Source organism: Nocardioides gilvus, from assembly GCF_003194605.1.
GTDB lineage: Bacteria > Actinomycetota > Actinomycetes > Propionibacteriales > Nocardioidaceae > Nocardioides > Nocardioides gilvus.
Genome location: NZ_QHKY01000002.1, coordinates 684,670 through 705,781 on the forward strand (window position 1 = coordinate 684,670; position 21,112 = coordinate 705,781).

A 21,112-nucleotide genomic window follows, 5' to 3' on the forward strand; every position below is an offset into this window, starting at 1 on the left:
CGGGCGAGGGCGCTCGGGCGCGTCGGGATCACTCCGGACGCCAGCGCGAGAACCGGCGTTCGAGGGCGACCAGTCCGTAGTTGACGGCGACGCCGAGCGCAGAGGTGGTGATGATCGCGGCGTACATCTTCGGGATCAGGAAGTTGTACTGGGCGTAGTTGATGAGGAAGCCCAGACCAGCGGTCGCACCGATCATCTCGGCAGCGATGAGTACGAGGATCGCGGCGGCACCGGAGATCCTCACCCCCGTGAAGATGGTCGGGATCGCCGCGGGGAAGACCACCTTGCGGAAGGTCGACACCGGGGAGAGCCCGAGCACCTGGGCTGATCGCAACAGCTGGGGATCGACGTTCGCCACTCCGGTGACCGTCGAGAGCAGGATCGGGAAGAAGCAGGCGTAGAGAACGATCGCGATCTTCGAGGTCTCCCCGATGCCGAGCACCAGCATGAAGACCGGCAGGAGCGCCAGGGCTGCGGTGTTGCGGAAGATCTCCAGCACCGGTGTGAAGAACTCGCGGACCGGGCGGTACCACGCGATCGCCGCACCCAGCGGGATCGCAATGGCGATCGCCAGCCCGAAGCCGACGACCGAGCGCACCAGACTGGCCCGGACGTGCTTCCACAGCTCACCGTCGACCAGCATCGACCACCACTCCTGCAGGACGATGTGCAGCGGTGGGATGAAGTAGGAGTCGACGAGCCCGAGCCGGGGGGCCAGCTCCCACGTCAGGGCCAGCGCCAGGAGCCCGGCAAAACCGCGGGAGAGCGTCACCGTTCGCCGTCTCTTCAGCGAGACCCCCTTGGCCTTGGCGGACTCCTCCTGGCGGGGGTTGGGGCGCGCCTCGGTCTTCTCGGCGATCAGGCTAGACATGGGCGAGCTCCTGAGGGGTCGTGGTGTCGTCCGGCGCGTGGTGCAGTTGGCGCAGCAGCGACCAGATGTGGTGCCGGTAGGCGGCGAACTCGCGTGAGGCGCGTACGTCGGTCTCGCCGCTGGGGTCGCGGTTGATGTTGATGTCGATGACTTCCTTGATCCGCCCCGGCCGGGCGCTCATCACGGCCACCCGCTGTCCGAGGAACACGGCCTCGTCGATGTCATGGGTGATGAAGATGACCGTCGTGTCCGTACGCCGCCAGATGCGGATCAGCTCCTCCTGGAGCCGCTCCCGGGTCTGGGCGTCGAGTGCGCCGAACGGCTCGTCCATGAGCAGCACCTCGGGCTCGTAGGAGAGGCTGCGGGCGATGGCGACTCGCTGCTTCATGCCACCCGAGAGCTCGTGGGGGTAGCGGTTTGCGAACTCGGTCAGCCCCACCAGCTCGAGGTAGTCGCGAGCCCGCTCGGCGCGCTGCTTTCGCGTCATGCCGCCCTTGGCCTCGAGGGCGAACTCGATGTTGGCTGCGGCTGTGCGCCAGGGCAGCAGCGTGTACTGCTGGAAGACCACGCTGCGGTCCAGACCGGGTCCGGTGATCGGCTTGCCGTCGGCGGTGAGCCGGCCGACGCTCGGCTTGGCGAGCCCGGCAACGAGGTCCAGGACGGTGGACTTGCCGCACCCGGAGGGGCCGACGACGGTGAGGAACTCGCCGGCAGCGACATCCAGGTTGAGGTCGTCGAGGGCGACGAACTCGCGCAGGCGCTTGTCGTCGTCGCCGCGGACCCAGAAGGTCTGCCCGACGTGGCTCAGTTCGATGCGTGAACTCATGCTGCTCTCCGATGTGTCAGTGGTGCATGGCTGGAGGCCCCGGGGTCGGCCGGCCGAGCTGCTTGCGGAGCAGCCGTCACCCGGGTCGTTCGAGAGGTCGAGGTCAGGCGTTCGGGTTGAACTCGTTGGTGTAGACGTCGCTGACATCGAGTTCGGAGCCGTCTATGTCGCCTCGGTCGTCGAGCCAGTCGACCCAGCGCTGGATGTCCTCGTCGGCGATGACGGGCTCGGCGTCGATGCCCAGGGTGCCCGGAAAGTTCGCCTCGATCGCGGGGATGTAGTCGGCGAAACCCTCCTCCTCGAGGTAGGGGAAGTAGATGTCGAAGAGCTCCTGGGTCGTGTGCGTCTCGATGAACTCGATGGCCGTCACGACCCCCTCGACCAACTGCTTGGTGGTGTTGGGGTTGCGCTCGATGAACTCGTTGCGCAGGGTCAGTCCACCCCCCGCGTAGGGCTCCCCGACGACGTCGACGTCATTGGTCAACTCCACAACGTCGTACTTCGCGGCCGTCGTCTTGAAGCCGATGAACGACACGACCGCGGCGTCGACCTGTCCCTTGCCGAGCGCCTCGGGGGTGTTGAGCGGCGGCAGCGGCACCAGAGTGATCCGGTCCTTCTCCTCGTCGCTCAGGCCCTCCTGGTCGAACCACGTGTCGAGTACGGCCTCGCTGTTGGCGCCGAGGGTGTTGACCGCGACCTTCTTGCCGACCAGGTCCTCGGCCGACTCGATACCCGAGTCCTTGAGCGCGACGACCTTTGAGTTGCTCTTCTCGTTGGAGCCGTAGAACGGCACGACCGCCTTGATCGGTGCGCCGGTGCCGACGAGTTGGGCGATGGCGCCGTAGAACGCTGAGCCGCCGATGTCGGTCTGCTTGGAGGCCAGCGCCTGGAGCGCCTGTGGGCCGCCCGTGACGTCACCGACCCGCTCCAGGGTGAGGCCTTCGAATTCGCCGAGTGCGTCGGCGAGCAGGAACGCGTCCACCGCGCCGGCGTAGCTCTGGTAGCGGATGGTGGTCTGCTCGTCGCCTCCGGCGCCGCCCCCGGCTGCCGATCCGCAGGCGCTCATCCCGGCCACGGCGACGAGGACGGTGGTGACAAGGGCGATCGGCCGGCGGAAGCCGGTGCTGGCAATCTTCATGAACTCGTCTCTCCTGTGGTGCGGTGGTGCTGACGGGCCGGGCAAGGGACGGCAGGAGCCGTTCTCGATTAATACAATAAAGTTACTAGACTTTAACGGTGGGGTTCTGCTCACGATGATCAGATTCCCCGGTCGAACGCGTCCTCACTGGCAGGATCTCGCGCGACCATGCGCCGCCCGACCACGAACGACGCGCTCGCGCACACCGCCATCACCGTCATCACGACCCCCATCGGGACCGCGGAGGCGACGCCACCGACCAGGCCGGCGACGGGGGTGACGACTGCGCTGATCCCGAACATGAACAACCCGAGCATCGCCGAGCCGACGCCAGGCATCTCGCGGGCCTGCTGCATGGCCAGGCCCATGCAGTTGCCGATCACGAGATTGCAGAAGAACGTGGTGGCGAACATCGGCACGACGAGCAGCACAGGCCAGGGCGAGAGCGCCGCGGCAACCACGAACAGGCAGCAGGTCGCGGCGCCGGGGAGTGCTAGACCGACGGTCCGCGCGGGGTGCACGTGCCGGCGTGCCAGTCGCGCGGAGAGCAGGCCGCCGGCGACCATGCCGAGAGCGTTGACGGTGAAGGTGATGCCGAAGGTCATCGGCCCGAAACCGAGGACGTCCTGGTAGACGAACGAGGAGCTCGCGATGTAGGCCATCATCGTGGCGACACCGAAGCCGAGCGTGAGGGCGTAGGCGACGTACGCCGGCCGGGTGAGCACACGCCCCAGGTCGCCGAAGTGGACGCGTCTGGTTCTCCGCTGCTGCGGCAGCGTCTCGGGAATCAGCGCGATCGTCACGAGCAGTTGCACAGCCACCACCGCGGTGAGCACGGCGAGCACCCCCCGCCACGGCACGAATGTCGCCAGGGCACCGCCGATGGCCGGCGCGACGACGGGCGTCAGACCGTGGATCGTCATCATCAACGCGAGCGCACGCACACCGGCGTACCCCTGCGCCAGGTCGGCGACCATCGCGCGGGCGATGACCATTCCGGAAGCGGCCGAGAGCGCCTGGACGAACCTCGCGGCGATCAGCACCTCGATCGTGGGCGCCAGCACCACGAGAAACGACGATGCGACCGTGATCGCGTTGCTGACCAACAGTGTCGGGCGGCGCCCGAACCGGTCCGAGAGCGGACCCCACATCGGTTGACCGATCGAGATCCCGATCAGGTATGACGTCAGCGTCAGCTGAACCATGCCCGGCGTGGTCGCCAGGTCGCGCTGGATCGCGGGAAAACTCGCTAGATAGAGGTCGATCGCGAGTGGGGAAGCCCCGGCGATGAACGCCAGCAACAGGAGCAGTCGGAGCTCGATCGGAGACGCATCAGCGTCAGGACTGGGTCGGGTTGCCGCAGGCGGAGTCCGGGTGGAGGTCGTTGTCGTCACGAATCATGACAAGCACCGCACCCCTGCCGGTGTTTCACTTCGGCGCAGCGTGAGTCAAACCGACCTGTCGTGAGCGCCGCGTACGAGGAGCCCTCGCTGAGGTGGCGAACACGCGATGAAGGCTCAGTAGTACCAGGGGTACGGGCTCCAGTCGGGCTCACGCTTCTCCAGGAACTGGTCGCGACCCTCCTGTGCCTCGTCCGTCATGTACGCCAGACGCGTGGTCTCACCGGCGAAGAGTTGCTGACCCACGAGGCCGTCGTCGAGGAGGTTGAAGGAGTACTTCAGCATCCGTTGCGCGGTCGGGGACTTGCCGTTGATCTTGCGGCCCCAGTCCAGCGCCACCTTCTCGAGCTGGGCGTGCTCCACGACCCGGTTGACGGCGCCCATCGCAAACATCTCGTCGGCTGAGTACTCCTCGCCGAGGAAGAAGATCTCGCGGGCGAACTTCTGACCGACCTGGCGGGCGAGGTAGGCCGAGCCGTAGCCACCGTCGAAGGAACCGACGTCGGCGTCGGTCTGCTTGAACTTGGCGTGCTCGCGGCTGGCCAGGGTCAGGTCGGCGACCGCGTGCAGCGAATGGCCACCGCCGGCGGCCCACCCGGGCACGACGCAGATGACGACCTTGGGCATGAAGCGGATCAGGCGCTGGCACTCGAGGATGTGCAGCCGGGCCAGCCTGGCCTTGTCGATGACGCTGGGCTCCTCGGCGCCGGTGTCGTCGGCGCCGATCGACTTGTCCTCGTACTGGTAGCCGGCCTTGCCGCGGATCCGCTGGTCGCCGCCGGAGCAGAAGGACCACTTGCCGCTCTTTGCGCTCGGGCCGTTGCCGGTGAGGATCACGCAGCCGACGTCGGCGGCCTGGCGCGCGTGCTCGAGCGTACGCAGCAACTCGTCGACCGTGTGGGGGCGGAAGGCGTTGAGCACGTCGGGGCGGTCGAAGGCGATCCGCACCGTGCCGTGGGCCTTCGCGCGGTGGTAGGTGAGGTCGGTCAGGTTGTCGAAACCGGGGACCTCGTCCCAGTCGCTCGGGTCGAAGATCTCGCTGACGCCATCGATCGCACTCATGGACCGCAGGCTATCGGTCCACCCCCTCGGGACGTCATCAGGACTGGTCGCCGGGACGACCGTTGATGATGACGTCCCGCGGCGCGCCACTCGGGACGTCATCAGGACTGGTCGCCGGAGCGACCGTTGGTGATGACGTCCGGCGAGGGGCAGGAATGCGGAGTCGGACCACGACGTTGTGCCCCCATGGCTCTTCAAGGTGAATACGTCCCGTCCAACGCCGAGTGGGTCCGCGACCAGGTCGCGGAGTACGAAGCCTCCGGCGGGGAGCGCGCCAACACGCTCCCCGGCAGCGACGACAAGATCGTGGTCATCACCTCGGTCGGGTCGACTTCGGGCAAGCTCCGCAAGAACCCGGTGATGCGAGTCGAGCGCGACGGCAAGTACCTCGCCGTGGCCTCCTACGGCGGTGGCCCCAAGAACCCCGCCTGGCACGACAACTTCGTGGCCCACCCCGAGGTGGACCTGCAGGACGGTCCGGAGCCGCACAGCTACCGCGCCCGCCTCCTCAGTGGCGACGAGCGTGCCGACTGGTGGGAGCACGCGGTCAAGACGTGGGCCACCTACGGCGAGTACCAGAAGAAGACGGACCGAGAGATCCCGATCTTCCTGCTCGAGCGCATCTGACTCGGTCGTACTTGACTGAGTCGTAACTGAACGTAGGAAAGGGCCCGATCAGCGCTTGATCGGGCCCTTTGCGCTGCTTTCCTACGTTCAGTTACGAGACTTCGATCGGGGCCAGCAACCCCAGCAACGCATCCGCCGCCGCGGTCGCACCGCCGCACGACGCGAGGTCCGTCGCCATCGCCTTCGCACCGGCACGCAGGTCCTCGTCGTGCAACGCCAACTCGATGGCTGCCTGCAGCCCTTCCGGCTTCACGCGGGCGAACTTCACCCGCACGCCGGCCCCGGTGCGTACGACCTGGTCGGCGATCACCGGCTGGTCGTCGCGGATCGGGGCCAACACCATCGGGAGACCGTTGGAGAGTGATTCGCAGACCGTGTTGTGACCCGCGTGGGAGACCACGGCCGAAGCCCGCTTCAGCACGGACAACTGGGGCACTCGGTCGCGCACGATCACGTTGGCCGGCGGGTCCGGCACCAACTCGGCGGGCGCCACGAAGATGCCCTGCCACGGCTGGCCCCGGAATGCCTCGGCCGCCACCGGCCAGAACCGCGCCGAGGCTCCGGCGCTGAGCGTCCCGAGGGAGACGAGCACCAGCGGCAGCTCGGGGTCGACGAGCTCCCAGTCGAAGTCATCGACCTCGTCGCGGTCCAGGCCGGACGGGCCGACGTAGGCGACCGGTGAGGCGTCGCTGACGCTCTCCAGGCCGTCGCCGACCAGCGCGCTCGACGTGTAGGCGAGCACCAGGTGGTCGGACAGGCGTACGTCGCCCACCTCGGCGATCTCGCGCGGCACCCCGAACTCGACCTGCAGCTCGACCCGGGTGCGATGGAAGGCCTCCGCGACCTTCGGCAAGCCCGCGAGCGGGTCGACCATCTCGGCGGACGTGGTTGCCGACGTCACCCACGGGATCCCACGACGACGGGCCACCACCGCGCCGGCCCAGGTCTGCTGGTCGACGACCAGGACGTCGGGCTCGAACTCGGTGACGGCCTCGTCGACACCGTCGACCATCACGTGGCACATCGGGATCAGTGCCTCCTCCATGAGGAACTTGTACGCCGCCGCGCCGCGCAGGTCAGAGCGCAGCACGTTGCGCTCGGCCACCACCGCGGCCCACTCCTCGGAGCCAGCCGGGATGAACCGGCCCCACTCGGGGAGCATCGCCTGGAGCTGCCCCGGCAGCCCCGCCCACGCGACCTCGTGACCCCGTCGCTCCAGCTCGGCAGCGACCGGGATCGTCGGGTTGACGTGGCCCGCGAAGGGCGGCACGACGAAGAGGAAGCGGGCCATCGCTCAGACCACGCGGCGCGTGGGGATGGCGTTCTCGTCGAGCAGGTGCCTGTTCTCCGCGGCCATCTGGTTGAGCACCTCCAGGGCGTCGGGTGCCCCCATCGTGCCGAGAGCACCCTCACGGCTGGAGACGGGGATGTCCTCGACGACGTAGTCGGTGCCGGCGTGGGTGTTGAGCCAGGCAAACGCACGCGCCTTGATCAGCGCGGCGTTCTCGATGAGCAGCGAGTGCGAGGCGTTGGCGACGATCTCCAGGGTGCACTCCGGCACCTTCTCCTCGAGCTCGTGGGCCCGGTCCAGGATGTCGGACTGCGAGCCGTAGATCGCGAAGACCGGGCACTTGATCTCGTCGAGCCAGTCGATCGGCGTCTCGGTCTTGAGGTCCTCGATCAGCGACGTGCCGAAGAAGAGCTTCTCGGTCCGCTTGGCCAGACGCGAGGTCTTGCGGTCGGCCTCGGTGGCGAGGTACTCGCGTACGGCGACCTCGTCGAGCCCGAAGGCGGCCAGGGCCAGGGTGCCCGCCATCTTCTCGCCCCAGCCGGGGGTCGAGAAGTGCGCCTCGATCAGGAAGAGGCTGGCGACCTTCTCCGGATACTCCCGGGCCAGCGCGAGGCCGACGACGCAGCCGAACGAGTTGCCGAAGAAGTGCACCGGTTCGTCGATCTCCCACGCCTCGAGCAGCCCCAGCAGGTCCTGGACGTGGTCGACGACGTGATAGCCGTCCTCGGCGATCTCCGTACGTCCGTGGCCGCGCAGGTCGACCAGGTGCGCGTCCACCTGCTGCGCCATGGGGTGGCCCAGCGTGTAGAACCAGCTCGACAGGTTGTCGATGACCAGGCCGTGGAGCATCACAACCTTGGGCCGCTTGGCGCCGGAGTCGTCGGTGCCGCCGCCCAGGACCTGCACGTGGAACTTCAGTCCGTTGGACTGGATGTAGGGCATCTCAGGACTCTTCCTCGAGCGACGAGACGACGAAACCGACGACCTCGCCGGCGGTCAGGTTGACCACCTGGTCGAGCTCCATGCCCGACATCCAGCTGACGAAGTCGACCTTCTCGCCGTAGGTGTTGAGGAGCTCCTCGGCCAGCGCCACGAACTCGATGCTCTCGAGCTGCAGGTCGTCGCTGAAGGAGGTCTCCATGACCAGGGGTCCGTCCATCAGGAGGTCGTCACCGACGACCTCGAGCAGGATCTGCTCGAGCTGGGCGAGGACCGCTTCGGGCGTGATCACGGGTGCGTCCCCGGCCGGGGTGGCTGACTCAGCCATGGCGGGGGTCGAGATCTGTCCAGGCAACGACGTACTCCTCTAGTGCGGCGACGTCAGGTGACGCCGTGTGGGTGGTGCTGGTGACGGATGCTGCGGGGGGTTGGGCGGTGGAGGACTGGGTGGTGGATGACGGTGTGGTCGGCGGGTGGATGCTCGCGGTGGCGACCCACCGCTCACGGATCTGCAGGTCAGGACCGTCGTGACCGCTGTGCAGGGGGCTGCCGGGGTGGCGTACGTCGATCACCTCGAAGTCGCGGGGGCGACCCTGGAGGCCGGTACCCGCCGCCTTGGCGACCGCTTCCTTCGCTGTCCACCAGCGGGTCAGCTCGCGGTCCCGGTCGCGACCGGAGAGATGGCCGAAGACCTGGGCGAAGAGCCTCTGCTCGGCCTCGGTCATGGCGACCGAGGCGAAGGTGTCGGCCCGTTCGGTGACGCGTTCAAGATCGATGCCGACGTCGACGCCGTCCGCAGCGATCGCCACGCCGATCCCGACGGGCGGAGCGCCGCGACCGCCGAGGGTGTGGGCCAGGGAGACCCGCAGGTCACCCGGGGTGCTGCCCACGTGGTCGCCGGCGAGACCGGCGAGGCGTACGGAAGGTCGACCGGCCTCGTCGTTGTGGACGTCGACCTGGACCGGCCAGACAGCGGGGTGACCGGCGTCGAAGAGCCGCGCACGTACGGCGTCCTTGACCGCGATGCGTCCCAGCAGACGGGTCCGCTGGGCCCGCGGGTTGAGGGCCAGATGAAGGTCGCGCTCGCGCTGGCCGAGGAAGCGTCGCATGACGACCTCGCGGGAGGCGGAGTCGGGCCACCCCTCGATGACCAGCTGCCAGCCCCCGGCTTGGGGGACCGCGAGCAGGTGGTCACCGGGCTCACGCAGCATCGTGAAGAGTCGGTCGTCGCTCTGGAAGCGACGGTCCTCCCAACCCTCGATCCGGCACCACACCCGCCCGTCGACGGTCAGCTCGAGGTCGGCGCGCACGTGTGTGTCCTCCAGCGCCGTGCAGTTGACGACGCACCGGACCTGCGTGCCGGGCTCGGGGTGCGGGCCGAAGAAGGTGAACGCGTCCACCGAGGTCGGCAGCACCAGGCGGTCCTTCTCGGCGCGGGCCGCGACCCAGATGCCGAAGATCTGACCGGCGTTGTCGAGCAGCGACCCCGGGAAGGGCTTGGTCTCCAGGTGTCCCGCTGCCCCGTCGGTGCCGAATGCCTCGATCGAGCTGATGCCCTGGTAGGCGGGGCCGTGGAAGAGGTGACCGCCCGGGTAGATCTCCTCGACGGTCCAGATCCGGGGGATCTCTCCGTGGACCGGGGTGGCGCGCGGCGCGGGCGCCTCGGGGTGACTGGCAGCCAGGCGAATCACGGCCCGGGCGTGGCCCTCGATGGAGCTCTTGACCAGGTACGTCCCCTCGCCGGCTGCGGCGCTGGCCTCGACGTCGAGGGTGGCTCGGACCGTGACCGCTGCGGCCGGTTCGACGGCCAACCACTTGAAGGCCCGCACCTGCTCCACGCTGACCACGACGCCGCCGGGCAGTAGCTTGTGCGCCTCGTCGGCCAGCATCTCGATCAGCGCGGTCAGCGGGACCAGCGGGAAACGGTCCTCCAGGCACTCCCATCCCGGGGGCTGGGGATAGAACGCGTGGTCGCCCCACCACGGTTGCGCCGCGACGGAGAGCTCGAGCAGGGTCTCGGACTCGTTCGCGACCGGGGTGAGTGGGCTGCTCTGGCTGACCTGCGCTGCTGTGGGCGCGGGCGGCGCGGGCTGCGACGTCACGGCCGCGGGCTGCTGGGGCGTACCCGCCTGGGCCGCACCCGCCTGGGACGTCCTCGGCGCCGGCTGCTGGGGCGACCGCTCGCGATGACGTGCGACGGAGCGGGTCGCTGCCTCGGTGACCTCCTGGGCTGCCAGGGTCGCGTCCCTGACCAACGCCTGGAACTCGCTGGCGAATCCGGACGACGCCACGGCCGCGCTGGGCGGCGTCACTGCCGGGGACGTCATGCTGGCTGGCTGCTGGGACGACCTCTCCCCATGACGTCCTGAGGTCGCGACCGCTGCCCTGGCCCCGGTGAGCGGCGTCAGGTCCCTGATCAACGGCGACCCCATGCGTACGCTCATCCCGCCGCGAGGAGCCGGACGTACGCCCTCGCGAGGGCTCTCGGCGTCAGGGCGCTGGCCGTGGCCCAACGGGGCGAGGTCGACGTCACGGCCGGCGCTCCACAGGGCGACGGCCACCCGCCGCAGCTGACCCACGCTGGAGTGCGCCACCCGGGCGCCCGGAGCCGAGAGGGCCGAGACGGTGAGCACGTCGTGCTCGCGCAGGGTGTCGTCGAGGAAGCCGTTGAGGCTGCCGGACCCGACCTGGACGAAGGCGCGGACGCCGCGCTCGTACAACTTGAGGGTGAGTTCGCGGAAGCGGACCGGCTCGAGCAGGTGCCGGGTCGCGAGCGCGTTGATCGACTCCTGGTCGTCGGGGTAGGGCTCCAACGTCGTGGCCGACCACAACGGCACGGTGGCGGGGCTCATGGGCAGCGTCCGGAAGAGCTCGAGGAGGCCGTCGACGTAGGGGGCGAAGAGGGGGGAGTGGAAGCCGGAGCGGAACGGCATCTCCTGCGCCATCACCTTGCGTTCCTTGGCGCGCGCGAGCACGGCGGGCACCGATGACTGGGGGGCGCACACGATGGACTGGTGCGGGCAGTTGTCGTGGCTGATGTGGGCGTCGCTCACGCCGTCGATGATCTCGGTCGCGGCCTCGACCCCGCAGCCCAGCGCCACGAAGACCACGTCGGGGAACTCCATCGCTCCGGGCTTCAACCCGGCCAGCATGGTGTGGACGTGCTCGAAGGGGATCATGCCGCTGACCACGTGGCCGGTCCACTCGCCCAGACTGTGGCCGGCGATCTGGTCGGGGCGCACCCCGACAGCGGAGAGGGCGTCGGCCAGGAAGTGGCCGACCTCGGTGATGCCGATGCCTTGGCCCTGGACGCCGTCCGTCGGCGACGCCGTACTGGTCCAGGGGATGCCCAGCAGCGCAGCCACCTCGTCGACCTGGGGGTTGAACTCTGGCTCGACGCCGGGGAAGAGGAAGCAGATCTCGCCGTCGCGGAGCAGCCCTGAGGGGTCGAACCACACGTCGTTGCGACCGCGGAAGGCGGTCCCGCGGGCGAGCACCTTGCGCGCCAGCGTGAGGCGGCGCTCGTTGGGGGAGACGATGGCCAGACGGGCCGGCCCGGCGTTGGCCGGCGGCACTGCGGTCGTCGCGGTGCGGCCGCTGGCGGTGAGCGCGTCGAGCTGGGCGAGGAGATCGTCGGCGTCACGACCGGCCAGCAGCACGACCTCTTCGTCGGGCTCGTACGCCTGGCCGACTGCGGACGTCATCGCGGACGTACGCTCCGACGACCGCTCGTGATGACCTCCCGCGGGGGTGGTGTCGGCCGTCATCCCCGCCGTACGCTCCGACGACCGCTCGTGATGACCTCCCGCGGGGGTGGTGGCATCCGTGGCATCCGGGGCCTCCGAGAGCACGACGTGGGCGTTGATGCCGCCGAAGCCGAAGGCGTTGACCCCGGCCAGACGTTCTCCGTCGCTCTCCCAGGGCTCGGCCTTCGAGATCAGTCGGAAACGGGTGGCGTCGAGGTCGGCGTGCGGCTCCTCCGCGTGCAGGGTCGGGGGCAGGACGCGGTGGTGCAGCGCCAGGGCTGCCTTGATCATCCCGGCGGCGCCGGCTGCGGGCATCGCGTGGCCGATGTTGGACTTCACCGACCCGAGGACCGCGCGGGAGCGGGACCCGCTCGTCGGGTCGTGGTCCCCGAAGACGGTGGCCAGGGTGGCCAACTCGGTCCGGTCGCCCAACGGGGTCGCGGTGCCGTGCGCCTCGATCAGGCCGACGTCGGCAGGGTTCAGCCCGGCAGCGCGCCAAGCGGCCTCGACGGCCTGGACCTGACCCGAGGAGAGGGGGCTCATCGGCGAGGAGGCCTTGCCGTCGCTGGAGACGCCCGTGCCGCGGACCACTGCGTACACCCGGTCGCCGTCGCGCTGGGCGTCGGCGAGGCGACGCAGCGCCATGATGCCGGTGCCCTCGCCGATCAGGACGCCGTCGGCGGCCTCGGAGAAGGGGCGGATCCCGCCGCTGGGCGAGAGGGCGCGCAGCTGGGAGAAGACGCTCCACAGGGTCAGGTCGTGGCAGTGGTGCACGCCGCCGGCCAGGACCAGGTCGCTGCGCCCGGAACGCAGCAGGTCGCAGGCCTGCTCGACCGCGATCAGCGAGCTCGCGCAGGCAGCGTCCACCGTGTACGCGGGCCCCTGGAAGTCGAACCGGTTGGCGACGCGGGACGCCGCCAGGTTGGGCACCAGACCGATCGCGCCCTCGGGCCGTTCGGGGCCCAGCGAGTCCTGGAACTGCTCCTTCACCCGCTCCAACTCGGCCTCGGTGATGCCGGGGACGACACTGCGGAGCACCTCGACGACCTGCTGCGCGGTGCGTACGCGCTGGTCGAGGCGAGCGATGCCGTCACCCAGGTAGCCGCCGCGGCCGAGCACGACCGCGACCCGCTCCGGGTCGATGTCCTCGTGCACGTCACCCGCGTCGGCCAAGCAGGCGGCCGCCGTGGCCAGGGCCAGCATCTGGTCGGGCTCGATCGACTCCATGGCGACCGGCATGATCCCGAAGGTCAGCGGGTCGAAGGTGGCGACGTCGTCGACGAACCCACCGCGGCGCGTGTAGAACCGGTCGGCCGACTTGGCGTCCGGGTCGAAGAAGACCGGGTCCCACCGCTCCGCGGGGGAGTCGGTGATCGAGTCCACCCCGTCGACGATGTTGTTCCAGAAGGTGGCCGCGTCCCGGGCACCCGGGAAGACGCCGGCGACCCCGACGATCGCGATGTCGTCGGGGCGCGGGCCGCTGTGATCGTTGAGCTGGTCGGTCACGGTGCAGAGGTCCCCTGACCGGCGTGCTCGTGGGGCCGGCTGGCGGGCTGGTCGGTGCGTGCCGTGCCGTTGGCCGTCGGGCCGAACGCCGCGGGGCTCCCGGACATCACCACGACCTGGGAGGATCCGCCCACATGGGCGACCTCCTGCAGCAGGGCGTGGACGCCGTCGGCCGGGTCGAGCAGGCCAATGCCGCGACGGGCGTACTCCCGCTCGAGCTCGGGGGAGACCATGCCCCCACCGGCCCACGGGCCCCAGTCGAGGGAGAGCACGCGACATCCGTGCCGGCCGTCGGTGGCCCGGGCGAGGGTGTCGAGGGCGTCGTTGGCCGCGGCGTAGTCGATCTGGCCCTTGTTGCCGAAGACCCCGCTGATCGACCCGAAGAGCACCACGAACTTCAGCCCCAGGTGCTGGCGGTCGAGGATCATCCGGGCGCTGTCGACCTTGGTGCCGTAGACCCGGTCGAAGCCGTCGGCCTGCTTGTCGCGGACCAGCTTGTCGTCGAGGACGCCGGCGCCGTGGATCACGCCGTCGAGGCGACCGAAGGTGGAGTGCAGGGCGTCGAGCAGGGCTCCGAAGCCCGGCGAGCGGACGTCCATCGCGACGTACTCCGCATCCGCACCCAGCGCGCGCAGGGTCTCCAGGGTCGCGATCACCTCACGCGAGGCGAGCACCTGCGAGCAGAGCGCCTCGACCTCGGCGGGCCTACGGACCTCGCCGATCTCCAGGACGCGGCGGCGCAGCTCGGGCAGGGTGACGGCATCCGCGAGGCGCGGGTCCTCGACGTCGGTCGGGTAGGGCGAACGGCCGACCAGGACGAGGCGGCAGGGAGCCGTACGGGCCAGGCCTTCCGCGATCTTGGCGGTGATGCCGCGGGCCCCGCCGGTGAGGACCACGACCGACTCCTCGGTCAGGTCCAGGGCGTCGAACTCGTCGCGCAGCGCTTGCACGTCTCCGGCGACCCGGGTCGTACGTCGCCCGCCCGCCCACGACACGGAGGCGGGGGCGTCGAGGTCGAGCAGCTCGTCGACCAGGGAGACGGCCAGGTGGGTGGGCTCGGCGGCGAGGTCGGAGGCGTCGACCTCGACCGAACGCACCAGGAGGTCCTCGCGCTCGCGGGCCAGGGAGCGGAACATCCCCGGTACGCCGGTCGGGACGCCGGTGAGCAGGTGCTGGTCGGTGGGGTGCAACCCGACGGTGACGGCCAGGACCTTCTGGACCTTGCCGAGCACGGCGGGGCGGACTGCGGCGAAGACCGTGCGGGCGTCGACCCGCGAGTCGCCTGAGGTGGCGGTCAACTCGACCACGATGTCGGCCTCGGCGAGGAGCACCTGCTGGTCGGCGACCTGTCCACGGGCGATGCGGGCCACCTGGGCGCCACGGTCGGCCAACGCGGTCTCGACGGCGTCGGTCAGCGCCGGGTGGCCCTCGACCAGGGCGGTGGTGGCACCGTGCAGGTCACCGAGGGCGACGGCCGGCCCGAGGGGCACGACGACGACCTCGAAGAGACCGGCGGGGAGGTCGAGGACGGACTCCTGGGCCGGGGAGGCTGCGGGCGCGGGGACCACGGGGGCCTGGTCCGTCTGGCTGGTCGAGGTCGTCATCGCAGCGGGCTGCTCCGACGGCCGCTCGCCCTGACCTCCCGCACCGGAGAGGGACTCGATCCACTGCACGATGGCGCGCAGGGTCTTGTGGCGGGAGAGTTCCTCGACCATGTCGTCGGCGAGTTCGCCGCCGGTGGCGTCGGCGAGACCGATGCGTTCGGCGAGTTCGCCGACGATCTCGATGCGCTTGATGGAGTCGATGGAGAGGTCGGCCTCGAGGTCGAGGTCGGGCTCGAGCATGTCGACGGGGTAGCCGGTGCGCTCGGAGACGACCTCCTGCACGGCCAGCATCAGGTCGATCGCGGGGGCCGCGGCTGCTGGAGCAACTGCGGGAGGAGCTGCCTCCACGGCGGGCAGGACGGAAGCGGCCTCGGGAACCGCAGTCGTCTGCACCGCCGTGGGGGCAGCGGTCTGGAGTGTCGAGGAGACCCACTCGACGATGGCGCGCAGCGTCTTGTGGCGGGAGAGTTCCTCGACCATGTCGTCGGCGAGTTCGCCGCCGGTGGCGTCGGCGAGACCGATGCGTTCGGCGAGTTCGCCGACGATCTCGATGCGCTTGATGGAGTCGATGGAGAGGTCGGCCTCGAGGTCGAGGTCGGGCTCGAGCATGTCGACGGGGTAGCCGGTGCGCTCGGAGACGACCTCCTGCACGGCCAGCATCAGGTCGATCGCGGGGACAGCCGCGACCGCGACCGCGGCCACCGGAGCTGCGACGGGGACGACCACCGGCGCCGCGACGGCGGCGGGCAGCTGACCTGCGGACGTCATGGCGGCGGGCTGCTCCAGCGACCCCTCGTGATGACGTACGGTCCCGGTGGCGACCGGGCTCGCGGACGTCATCGCCAGCGGCTGCTGGGACGACCCCTCGTGATGACGGACGGGGGAGGCTGCCGCGGGTGCGGCACCGAGGTAGCGCAGCAGCACGTCGCGCTCGGCGGCGACGACCTGACGCATTGAGCGCAGGTACTCGTGCACCACCACGTCGGCGCCGGTCCCGGCGAACGACGGGCCGACCTCGACCTCGACACCGTTCACAGCGCCCTGGTCGAAGGGAGCGGGCTCGAAGGCGGCGCCGGAAGATTCGGAAGTGGTCATCGCGGGTCCTTCCACAGGCACCCCGGCATCGGCCGGGGCAGCATGCTGGGTGAGCTGGAGCGGCGGCATTGAGCCGACCGGCTGGAAGCTGTTGGGCAGGACGGTGCCGTCGGCGCGACGCACGAAGGCGCCGTCGATGGACCATCCCGGGGTCTTGAGCGGCCACGACTTGAGGTCGACCGCAGCGGCGCGTCCTTCGAAGAGGCTGGTGGCGTCGACGTCGACCCCGAGCTGGGCCAACCGTGCGAGGGCCTCGAGGAAGCGGCGCAGACCGGGCTCGCCGGGGACCTCGCAGGCGATGACGGTGTGCGGACGGTCACCGAGGATCTTCGCGACCTGTCCGGACAGCACGCGGCCCGGGCCGGCCTCGACGAAGACCCGCACTCCGGCGGCGTACATCGACTCGATCTGGTCGACCCAACGCACACCCTCCGCGACCTGGGCGGAGAGCAGGGAGCGTACGGCTCCCGCGTCGTCGCTCGGGTAGGGCTCGGCGGTGGTGTTCGACCAGACCGGGAAGGCCGGCGGGGTGACCTCGACCTCGTCGAGAGCCGCGGCGAGGAGGTCACCGGCACGCGAGATCAGCGGGGAGTGGAAGGCGCAGGCGACCGGCAGCAGAGTGCCTCGTACGCCGTCGGCCTCCAGCGCCTCGACCGCGTCACGCACCGCGGTGGTGGGGCCGGAGATGACGACCTGGCGCGGGGCGTTGTGGTTGGCGACCACGATGTCGGGCCAGGCAGCGAGACGCTCCTCGACCTCGGGCAGGGTGAGCGAGATCGCCGCCATGGTGCCCGGGTCTCCGCCCGAGTGCTCGACGGCCTCGAGGACCGCGCCGCCCCGGGCCGCGCTCAGCTCGAGGAGGGTGGCCTCGTCGAATGATCCGGCAGCGGCCAACGCGGCCAGCTCGCCATAGCTGTGGCCGGCGGCCACGTCGGGCGTGACACCGACGCGACGCAGCAGACGGGTCATCGCCAGCGCGGCGATCCCCAGGGTCGGCTGGGCGACGTCGGTCGAGGTGATGGCGGCCTGCTGGGCGGCGCGCTGCTCCTTGGTGAAGGCCGTGCGCGGGAACATCGCGTCGGCCCACGGGGCACCGAGGCGCAGCAGGTCGTCGAGTCCGCCGAAGGTGACGAAGAGGTCGTTGAGCATGCCGGGACGCTGGCTGCCCTGACCCGGGTAGAGGAAGGCGACCTTGCCCGGACCTGCGTCGGCGCCGTCCTTCTCGGAGGCGGTCGCAAAACCGGCTTCGACCGCCTCGGCGAGCCGTTGCCCGGCCTCGGCGAACGAGGAGGCGACGAAGGCTGCGCGGACCGGTCCGCGGCCCTGGCGCGATGCTGCCCACGCGAGGTCGCGCAGGTGGTGACGTTGGGCGGATGGGTCGGTCTCGAGGACCGCAGCCACCTTGGCGGAGAGGTCTGTGACGACCCGGGCCGCGTCGGCCTCGCTCACGCCCCGGACCAGGAAGAGCTCGGCCGGCCACTCGGTGAGGCCGTGCGGCGGCCGGTCGCCACCGTCGTACGAGGAGATCACCGCGTGGAAGTTGGTGCCGCCGAAGCCGAAGGCGCTCAGCCCTGCGCGGCGCGTCTCGGCGGCCCACGGACGGGCCTTGTCGTGGAACTTGAAGGGGCTGACGTCGTCGTCGTAGTACGGGTTCGGGTTCGTCAGGTTGATCGTGGGCGGCAGCACCGCGTGGTGCACGGCCTTGGTGACCTTGATCAGGCCGGCCAGCCCAGCCGCACACTTGGTGTGGCCGATCTGCGACTTCACCGATCCGAGGACGACGCTGCCGGTCTCCACACCCGCCTCGTCGAAGAGCTCGGTGAGGGTGGCCATCTCGGTGCGGTCACCGACGACGGTGCCGGTGCCGTGGGCCTCGACCAGACCGATCTCGGCGAGCTCCACGCCGGAGGCGTCGAGCGCGCGCACGACGGCGCGCTGCTGGCCCTCCTTGCGTGGGGCGGTCAGACCCAGGTGGCGGCCGTCGGAAGAACCCGCGACCGCGTCGATGATCGCGTAGATCCGGTCGCCGTCACGCTCGGCGTCGACGCGGCGCTTGAGCACGACGCAGGCGATTCCCTCGCCGAGCGCGATGCCGTCTGCGTCAGCGTCGAAGGTGTGGCACTTGCCGGTCGGGCTGAGCGCGTGCACCGAGGAGAACATCAGGTAGTCGTTGAGGCCGTTGTGCAGGTCGGCGCCACCGGCCAGGACCAGGTCCGAGGTGCCGGAGCGCAGCTCCTTGCAGGCTGCGTCGAGAGCGGCGAGCGAGGAACCGCAGGCTGCGTCGACCGTGTAGTTGACGCCCCCGAGGTCGAGGCGGTTGGCGATCCGTCCGGCGATCACGTTGGCGAGCACTCCGGGGAACGAGTCCTCGGTCAGCGTCGGGAGCCAGTCCTGCAGCTCGTCGGGGACCTGGCCGAAGAGCTGCGGCAGGAACGCGCGTACGCCGTAGGCACCGCCGAGCTCGTTGCCCGACTCGGCTCCGAAGATCACCGAGGCGCGCTCGCGGTCGAAGTCGCGGGTGGCGTAGCCGGCGTCGGCCAGGGCGCGGGAAGCGACCTCCAGGCTGAGCAGTTGCACCGGCTCGATCGCGGCCAAGGAGGCCGGCGGGATGCCGTAGGCGAGCGGGTCGAAGCCGACGGCCTCGAGGAAGCCGCCCCACTTCGAAGGGGTCTTGTGACCGGCGGAGCGGCCCGTGGCCTCGGGCGAGTAGTAGAGGTCGCTCTCCCAACGATCCGCGGGGACCTCGGCGACGTGGTCGCTGCCGGCGACGATGTTGGCCCAGAACTGTTCGGCGCCGATCGCGCCGGGCAGGAACGAGTCCATGCCGACGATGGCGATGTCGAACGGGTCTGCCTCAGGTCGGGCTTCTGCGGCGCCCACGCTCTGGTCGCTGTCACGGCGGGCCCACTCGGCGCTGCCGCGGCTCACCTCGTCGTGCAACGCGGCGATGGTGGTGATCTCGTCGCGCAGGGTCGCGACCTCGCCGATCATGTACATGCCCTCGGCCCGCTGCTGCGTCTCATCGACGTCGACGAGTCCGGTGACGTCGCGGGTCAGTCCCTTGCTGGCGATCCGCAGGCGACCCAGGTTGAGCTGCTCGAGCTCGGCCCAGCGCTCCTTGGCGTTGACCCCCTCGGCCACGAGCTCGTCGCGGCGCGCTGCGAAGGCGCGTACGAAGTCGGTCTCCACGCAACGGGTCGCGTGGCCCGGGGCGGTCTCCAGCAGGACCGTGGTCTCGCACTCCACCGCGACCTCCTGGAAGGCGGGCTTGATGGCCCCGGCCTCCACGGCCTCGGCGGTGAAGAGGTAGGCGGTGCCCATGATGACGCCGACCTGGGCGCCCTTCTCGGCGAGCGGGGCGAGCGCGGCGGCGGCCATTGCGGCCGAGCGCGCGTCGTGGATGCCGCCGGCGAGCAGGATGCGGAGGTTCTCGGGGTCCTTGACCTGCATGAGGCGCTCGATCTGGGCCTCCCACAGGGCAAAGCTGGAGCGCGGGCCGACGTGGCCGCCGCACTCGCGACCCTCGAAGACGAACGAACGGGCACCGTCGCTGAGGAATCGGCTCAGCAGCCCCGGTGAAGGGACGTGCAGGTAGGACTTGATCCCGGCGTCCTCCAAGGAGGCCGACTGGGACGGGCGCCCACCGGCGACCAGGGCGAGCGGCGGTGCGATCTCGTGCACGACGGCCAACTGCTCCGCCAGCAGCTCGGGCGGTGCGAAGCCGAGCAGACCGACACCCCAGGAACGGTCGCCGAGCAGCGCGGCGGTCTCCTCGAGCAGCGCGCGGACCTCGTGGCCGGGCATCAACGCCAGGGCCAGGAACGGCAACCCGCCACCGGCGGCGACGGCCTCAGCGAACGCAGCGCGGTCGCTGACGCGGGTCATCGGGCCCTGGGCGATCGGGTAGGTGGTGCCGTGGGTGGCGCTCACACCGGCGCCGGGCGCCAGGGGCGGGTGCGCGGCGGCCGCCGCGAGGTGGGTGACCACGGACGTACGCAGGCCCTGGACGACGCCACCGACGGTGACGAAGCGTTGTGCCAGACCGGACGCGATGGCGCTGTCCTGACCGAAGGGGACCAGCGCGTCGGTGATCGACGCGCCCAGGCGGGCCGCGATCTCGGCGCCGGGGGTCTCCTCGTCGATCTGGGCGGCGGGGAGGTCGGGACGGGTGAAGAAGCGGTGTGAGCCGACGACCCGGGTCTCGCTGCCGTCCATGGCGGCGAGCGCGGCGCGGGTGGGCTGGTCGAGGAGGGATTCGCGGAGCAGGCCGAGCTGGGTGTCGAGCACGACGCCGGCCCCGCCGCCGGCGACGACCGCGGCGGCGGTGTGCAGGCCGATGCCGCCGCGCAGCCAGACGGGGACGCCGAGGTCGAGGGTGCGCTGCAGGAGGATGAAGGCCTCGGTGTCACCGATGCGTCCGCCGGCCTCGCTGCCCGAGGCGAGCAGCGCGTCGAATCCGGCAGCGACCGCGGCGGCGGCCTGTGACTGGCTGGTGACCTGGGCGATGAGGCGTCGGCCGGGTGCGGACCAACGGGTGTGCAGGTCGCCGAGCTCTCCGCGGTCGGTCACGTCGAGGACGACGGTGCTGACGGCGCCGTCGACCTCGTCGGCGTGTGCGTCCAGGCCGGGGGCGGGGCGCAGCCAGGCGGTGTCGACGCGACGACGTCCCAGCTCCGCGTGGGCACGCTGCCAGTTGCCCAGGTCGGCGACGTCGAGCAGACCGACTCCGCCGGCGCGCACGGCGGCGGCGACGAGTGCAGGGTTGGTCGCACCGGAAGGATCAGCCGCTACGACGAGCTCCGTGTCGAGCTCGCTCGAAAAAGCGTTGTGCTGCATGTGTGACTCCCTCGCCTCAGCGACCGCTAGGTCCCGGACCCCTCCCAAGGTCCGAGCCGGTCCCCCTCCCTGGTTACCGACCGGTCACTTCATGGTGCCCAAAGACTGTAAGCCAGCCCACAGACGACCACCGCACGAGTGTGACCCAGATCTCATTTCCAGTCCAACTGG

Annotated in this window: 11 protein-coding genes; 1 reads left to right on the forward strand and 10 read right to left on the reverse strand. The window is 70.3% G+C overall.

Annotated features, from left to right (window positions below; genetic code table 11):
* Window positions 1–28: 28 nt before the first annotated feature.
* From DNK52_RS08595 to DNK52_RS08615, 5 genes are all read right to left on the reverse strand, one after another.
* Entirely contained in the window at window positions 29–871 is an 843-nt protein-coding gene (locus tag DNK52_RS08595) for an ABC transporter permease (RefSeq protein ID WP_110240532.1), read from the reverse strand.
* Entirely contained in the window at window positions 864–1,697 is an 834-nt protein-coding gene (locus DNK52_RS08600) for an ABC transporter ATP-binding protein (RefSeq protein WP_110240533.1), read from the reverse strand. The genes DNK52_RS08595 and DNK52_RS08600 overlap by 8 nt, the downstream gene beginning before the upstream one ends.
* Window positions 1,698–1,800: 103 nt before the next feature.
* A complete protein-coding gene (locus DNK52_RS08605) occupies window positions 1,801–2,835 on the reverse strand; it encodes an ABC transporter substrate-binding protein (protein ID WP_110240534.1) in 1,035 nt (344 codons plus the stop codon).
* Window positions 2,836–2,954: 119 nt separating this feature from the next.
* Window positions 2,955–4,229, reverse strand: a complete 1,275-nt coding sequence (locus DNK52_RS08610; RefSeq protein ID WP_204163450.1) for a multidrug effflux MFS transporter — start codon at window positions 4,227–4,229, stop codon at window positions 2,955–2,957.
* Window positions 4,230–4,352: 123 nt separating this feature from the next.
* Window positions 4,353–5,297, reverse strand: coding sequence for a 1,4-dihydroxy-2-naphthoyl-CoA synthase (locus DNK52_RS08615; protein WP_110240535.1), 945 nt, complete (start codon window positions 5,295–5,297; stop codon window positions 4,353–4,355).
* A gap of 186 nt (window positions 5,298–5,483) precedes the next feature.
* Here DNK52_RS08615 and DNK52_RS08620 point away from each other — a divergent pair, with 186 nt between their 5' ends.
* Window positions 5,484–5,924, forward strand: coding sequence for a nitroreductase family deazaflavin-dependent oxidoreductase (locus tag DNK52_RS08620; RefSeq protein ID WP_110240536.1), 441 nt, complete (start codon window positions 5,484–5,486; stop codon window positions 5,922–5,924).
* A 91-nt stretch (window positions 5,925–6,015) separates the two neighbouring features.
* Here the strand turns inward: DNK52_RS08620 and DNK52_RS08625 are convergent, their stop codons facing one another.
* From DNK52_RS08625 to DNK52_RS08645, 5 genes are read right to left on the reverse strand one after another with little or no spacing between them, the layout of a single operon-like run.
* Window positions 6,016–7,215, reverse strand: a complete 1,200-nt coding sequence (locus DNK52_RS08625) for a glycosyltransferase (protein ID WP_110240537.1) — start codon at window positions 7,213–7,215, stop codon at window positions 6,016–6,018.
* Window positions 7,216–7,218: 3 nt separating this feature from the next.
* Window positions 7,219–8,157 (reverse strand): alpha/beta fold hydrolase, encoded by a 939-nt coding sequence (locus tag DNK52_RS08630; RefSeq protein WP_110240538.1) that lies wholly within the window; start codon window positions 8,155–8,157, stop codon window positions 7,219–7,221.
* Window position 8,158: 1 nt separating this feature from the next.
* Window positions 8,159–8,482 carry an acyl carrier protein gene (locus DNK52_RS08635; RefSeq protein WP_110240539.1) on the reverse strand — a complete coding sequence of 108 codons (324 nt, stop codon included), beginning with the start codon at window positions 8,480–8,482 and terminating at the stop codon, window positions 8,159–8,161.
* Window positions 8,475–13,406, reverse strand: a complete 4,932-nt coding sequence (locus DNK52_RS08640; RefSeq protein ID WP_110240540.1) for a type I polyketide synthase — start codon at window positions 13,404–13,406, stop codon at window positions 8,475–8,477. Before DNK52_RS08640 ends, DNK52_RS08635 begins: the two co-directional genes overlap by 8 nt.
* Window positions 13,403–20,941 carry a type I polyketide synthase gene (locus DNK52_RS08645; RefSeq protein WP_110240541.1) on the reverse strand — a complete coding sequence of 2,513 codons (7,539 nt, stop codon included), beginning with the start codon at window positions 20,939–20,941 and terminating at the stop codon, window positions 13,403–13,405. Before DNK52_RS08645 ends, DNK52_RS08640 begins: the two co-directional genes overlap by 4 nt.
* Between the last annotated feature and the right edge of the window lie 171 nt (window positions 20,942–21,112).

Bases quoted from the DNA above. Each gene is read 5' to 3' on its own strand.
- DNK52_RS08595 (WP_110240532.1), bottom strand. From the start codon at position 871: ATGTCTAGCCTGATCGCCGAGAAGACCGAGGCGCGCCCCAACCCCCGC.
- DNK52_RS08600 (WP_110240533.1), bottom strand. From the start codon at position 1,697: ATGAGTTCACGCATCGAACTGAGCCACGTCGGGCAGACCTTCTGGGTC.
- DNK52_RS08605 (WP_110240534.1), bottom strand. From the start codon at position 2,835: ATGAAGATTGCCAGCACCGGCTTCCGCCGGCCGATCGCCCTTGTCACC.
- DNK52_RS08615 (WP_110240535.1), bottom strand. From the start codon at position 5,297: ATGAGTGCGATCGATGGCGTCAGCGAGATCTTCGACCCGAGCGACTGG.
- DNK52_RS08620 (WP_110240536.1), top strand. From the start codon at position 5,484: ATGGCTCTTCAAGGTGAATACGTCCCGTCCAACGCCGAGTGGGTCCGC.
- DNK52_RS08625 (WP_110240537.1), bottom strand. From the start codon at position 7,215: ATGGCCCGCTTCCTCTTCGTCGTGCCGCCCTTCGCGGGCCACGTCAAC.
- DNK52_RS08630 (WP_110240538.1), bottom strand. From the start codon at position 8,157: ATGCCCTACATCCAGTCCAACGGACTGAAGTTCCACGTGCAGGTCCTG.
- DNK52_RS08635 (WP_110240539.1), bottom strand. From the start codon at position 8,482: ATGGCTGAGTCAGCCACCCCGGCCGGGGACGCACCCGTGATCACGCCC.
- DNK52_RS08645 (WP_110240541.1), bottom strand. From the start codon at position 20,941: ATGCAGCACAACGCTTTTTCGAGCGAGCTCGACACGGAGCTCGTCGTA.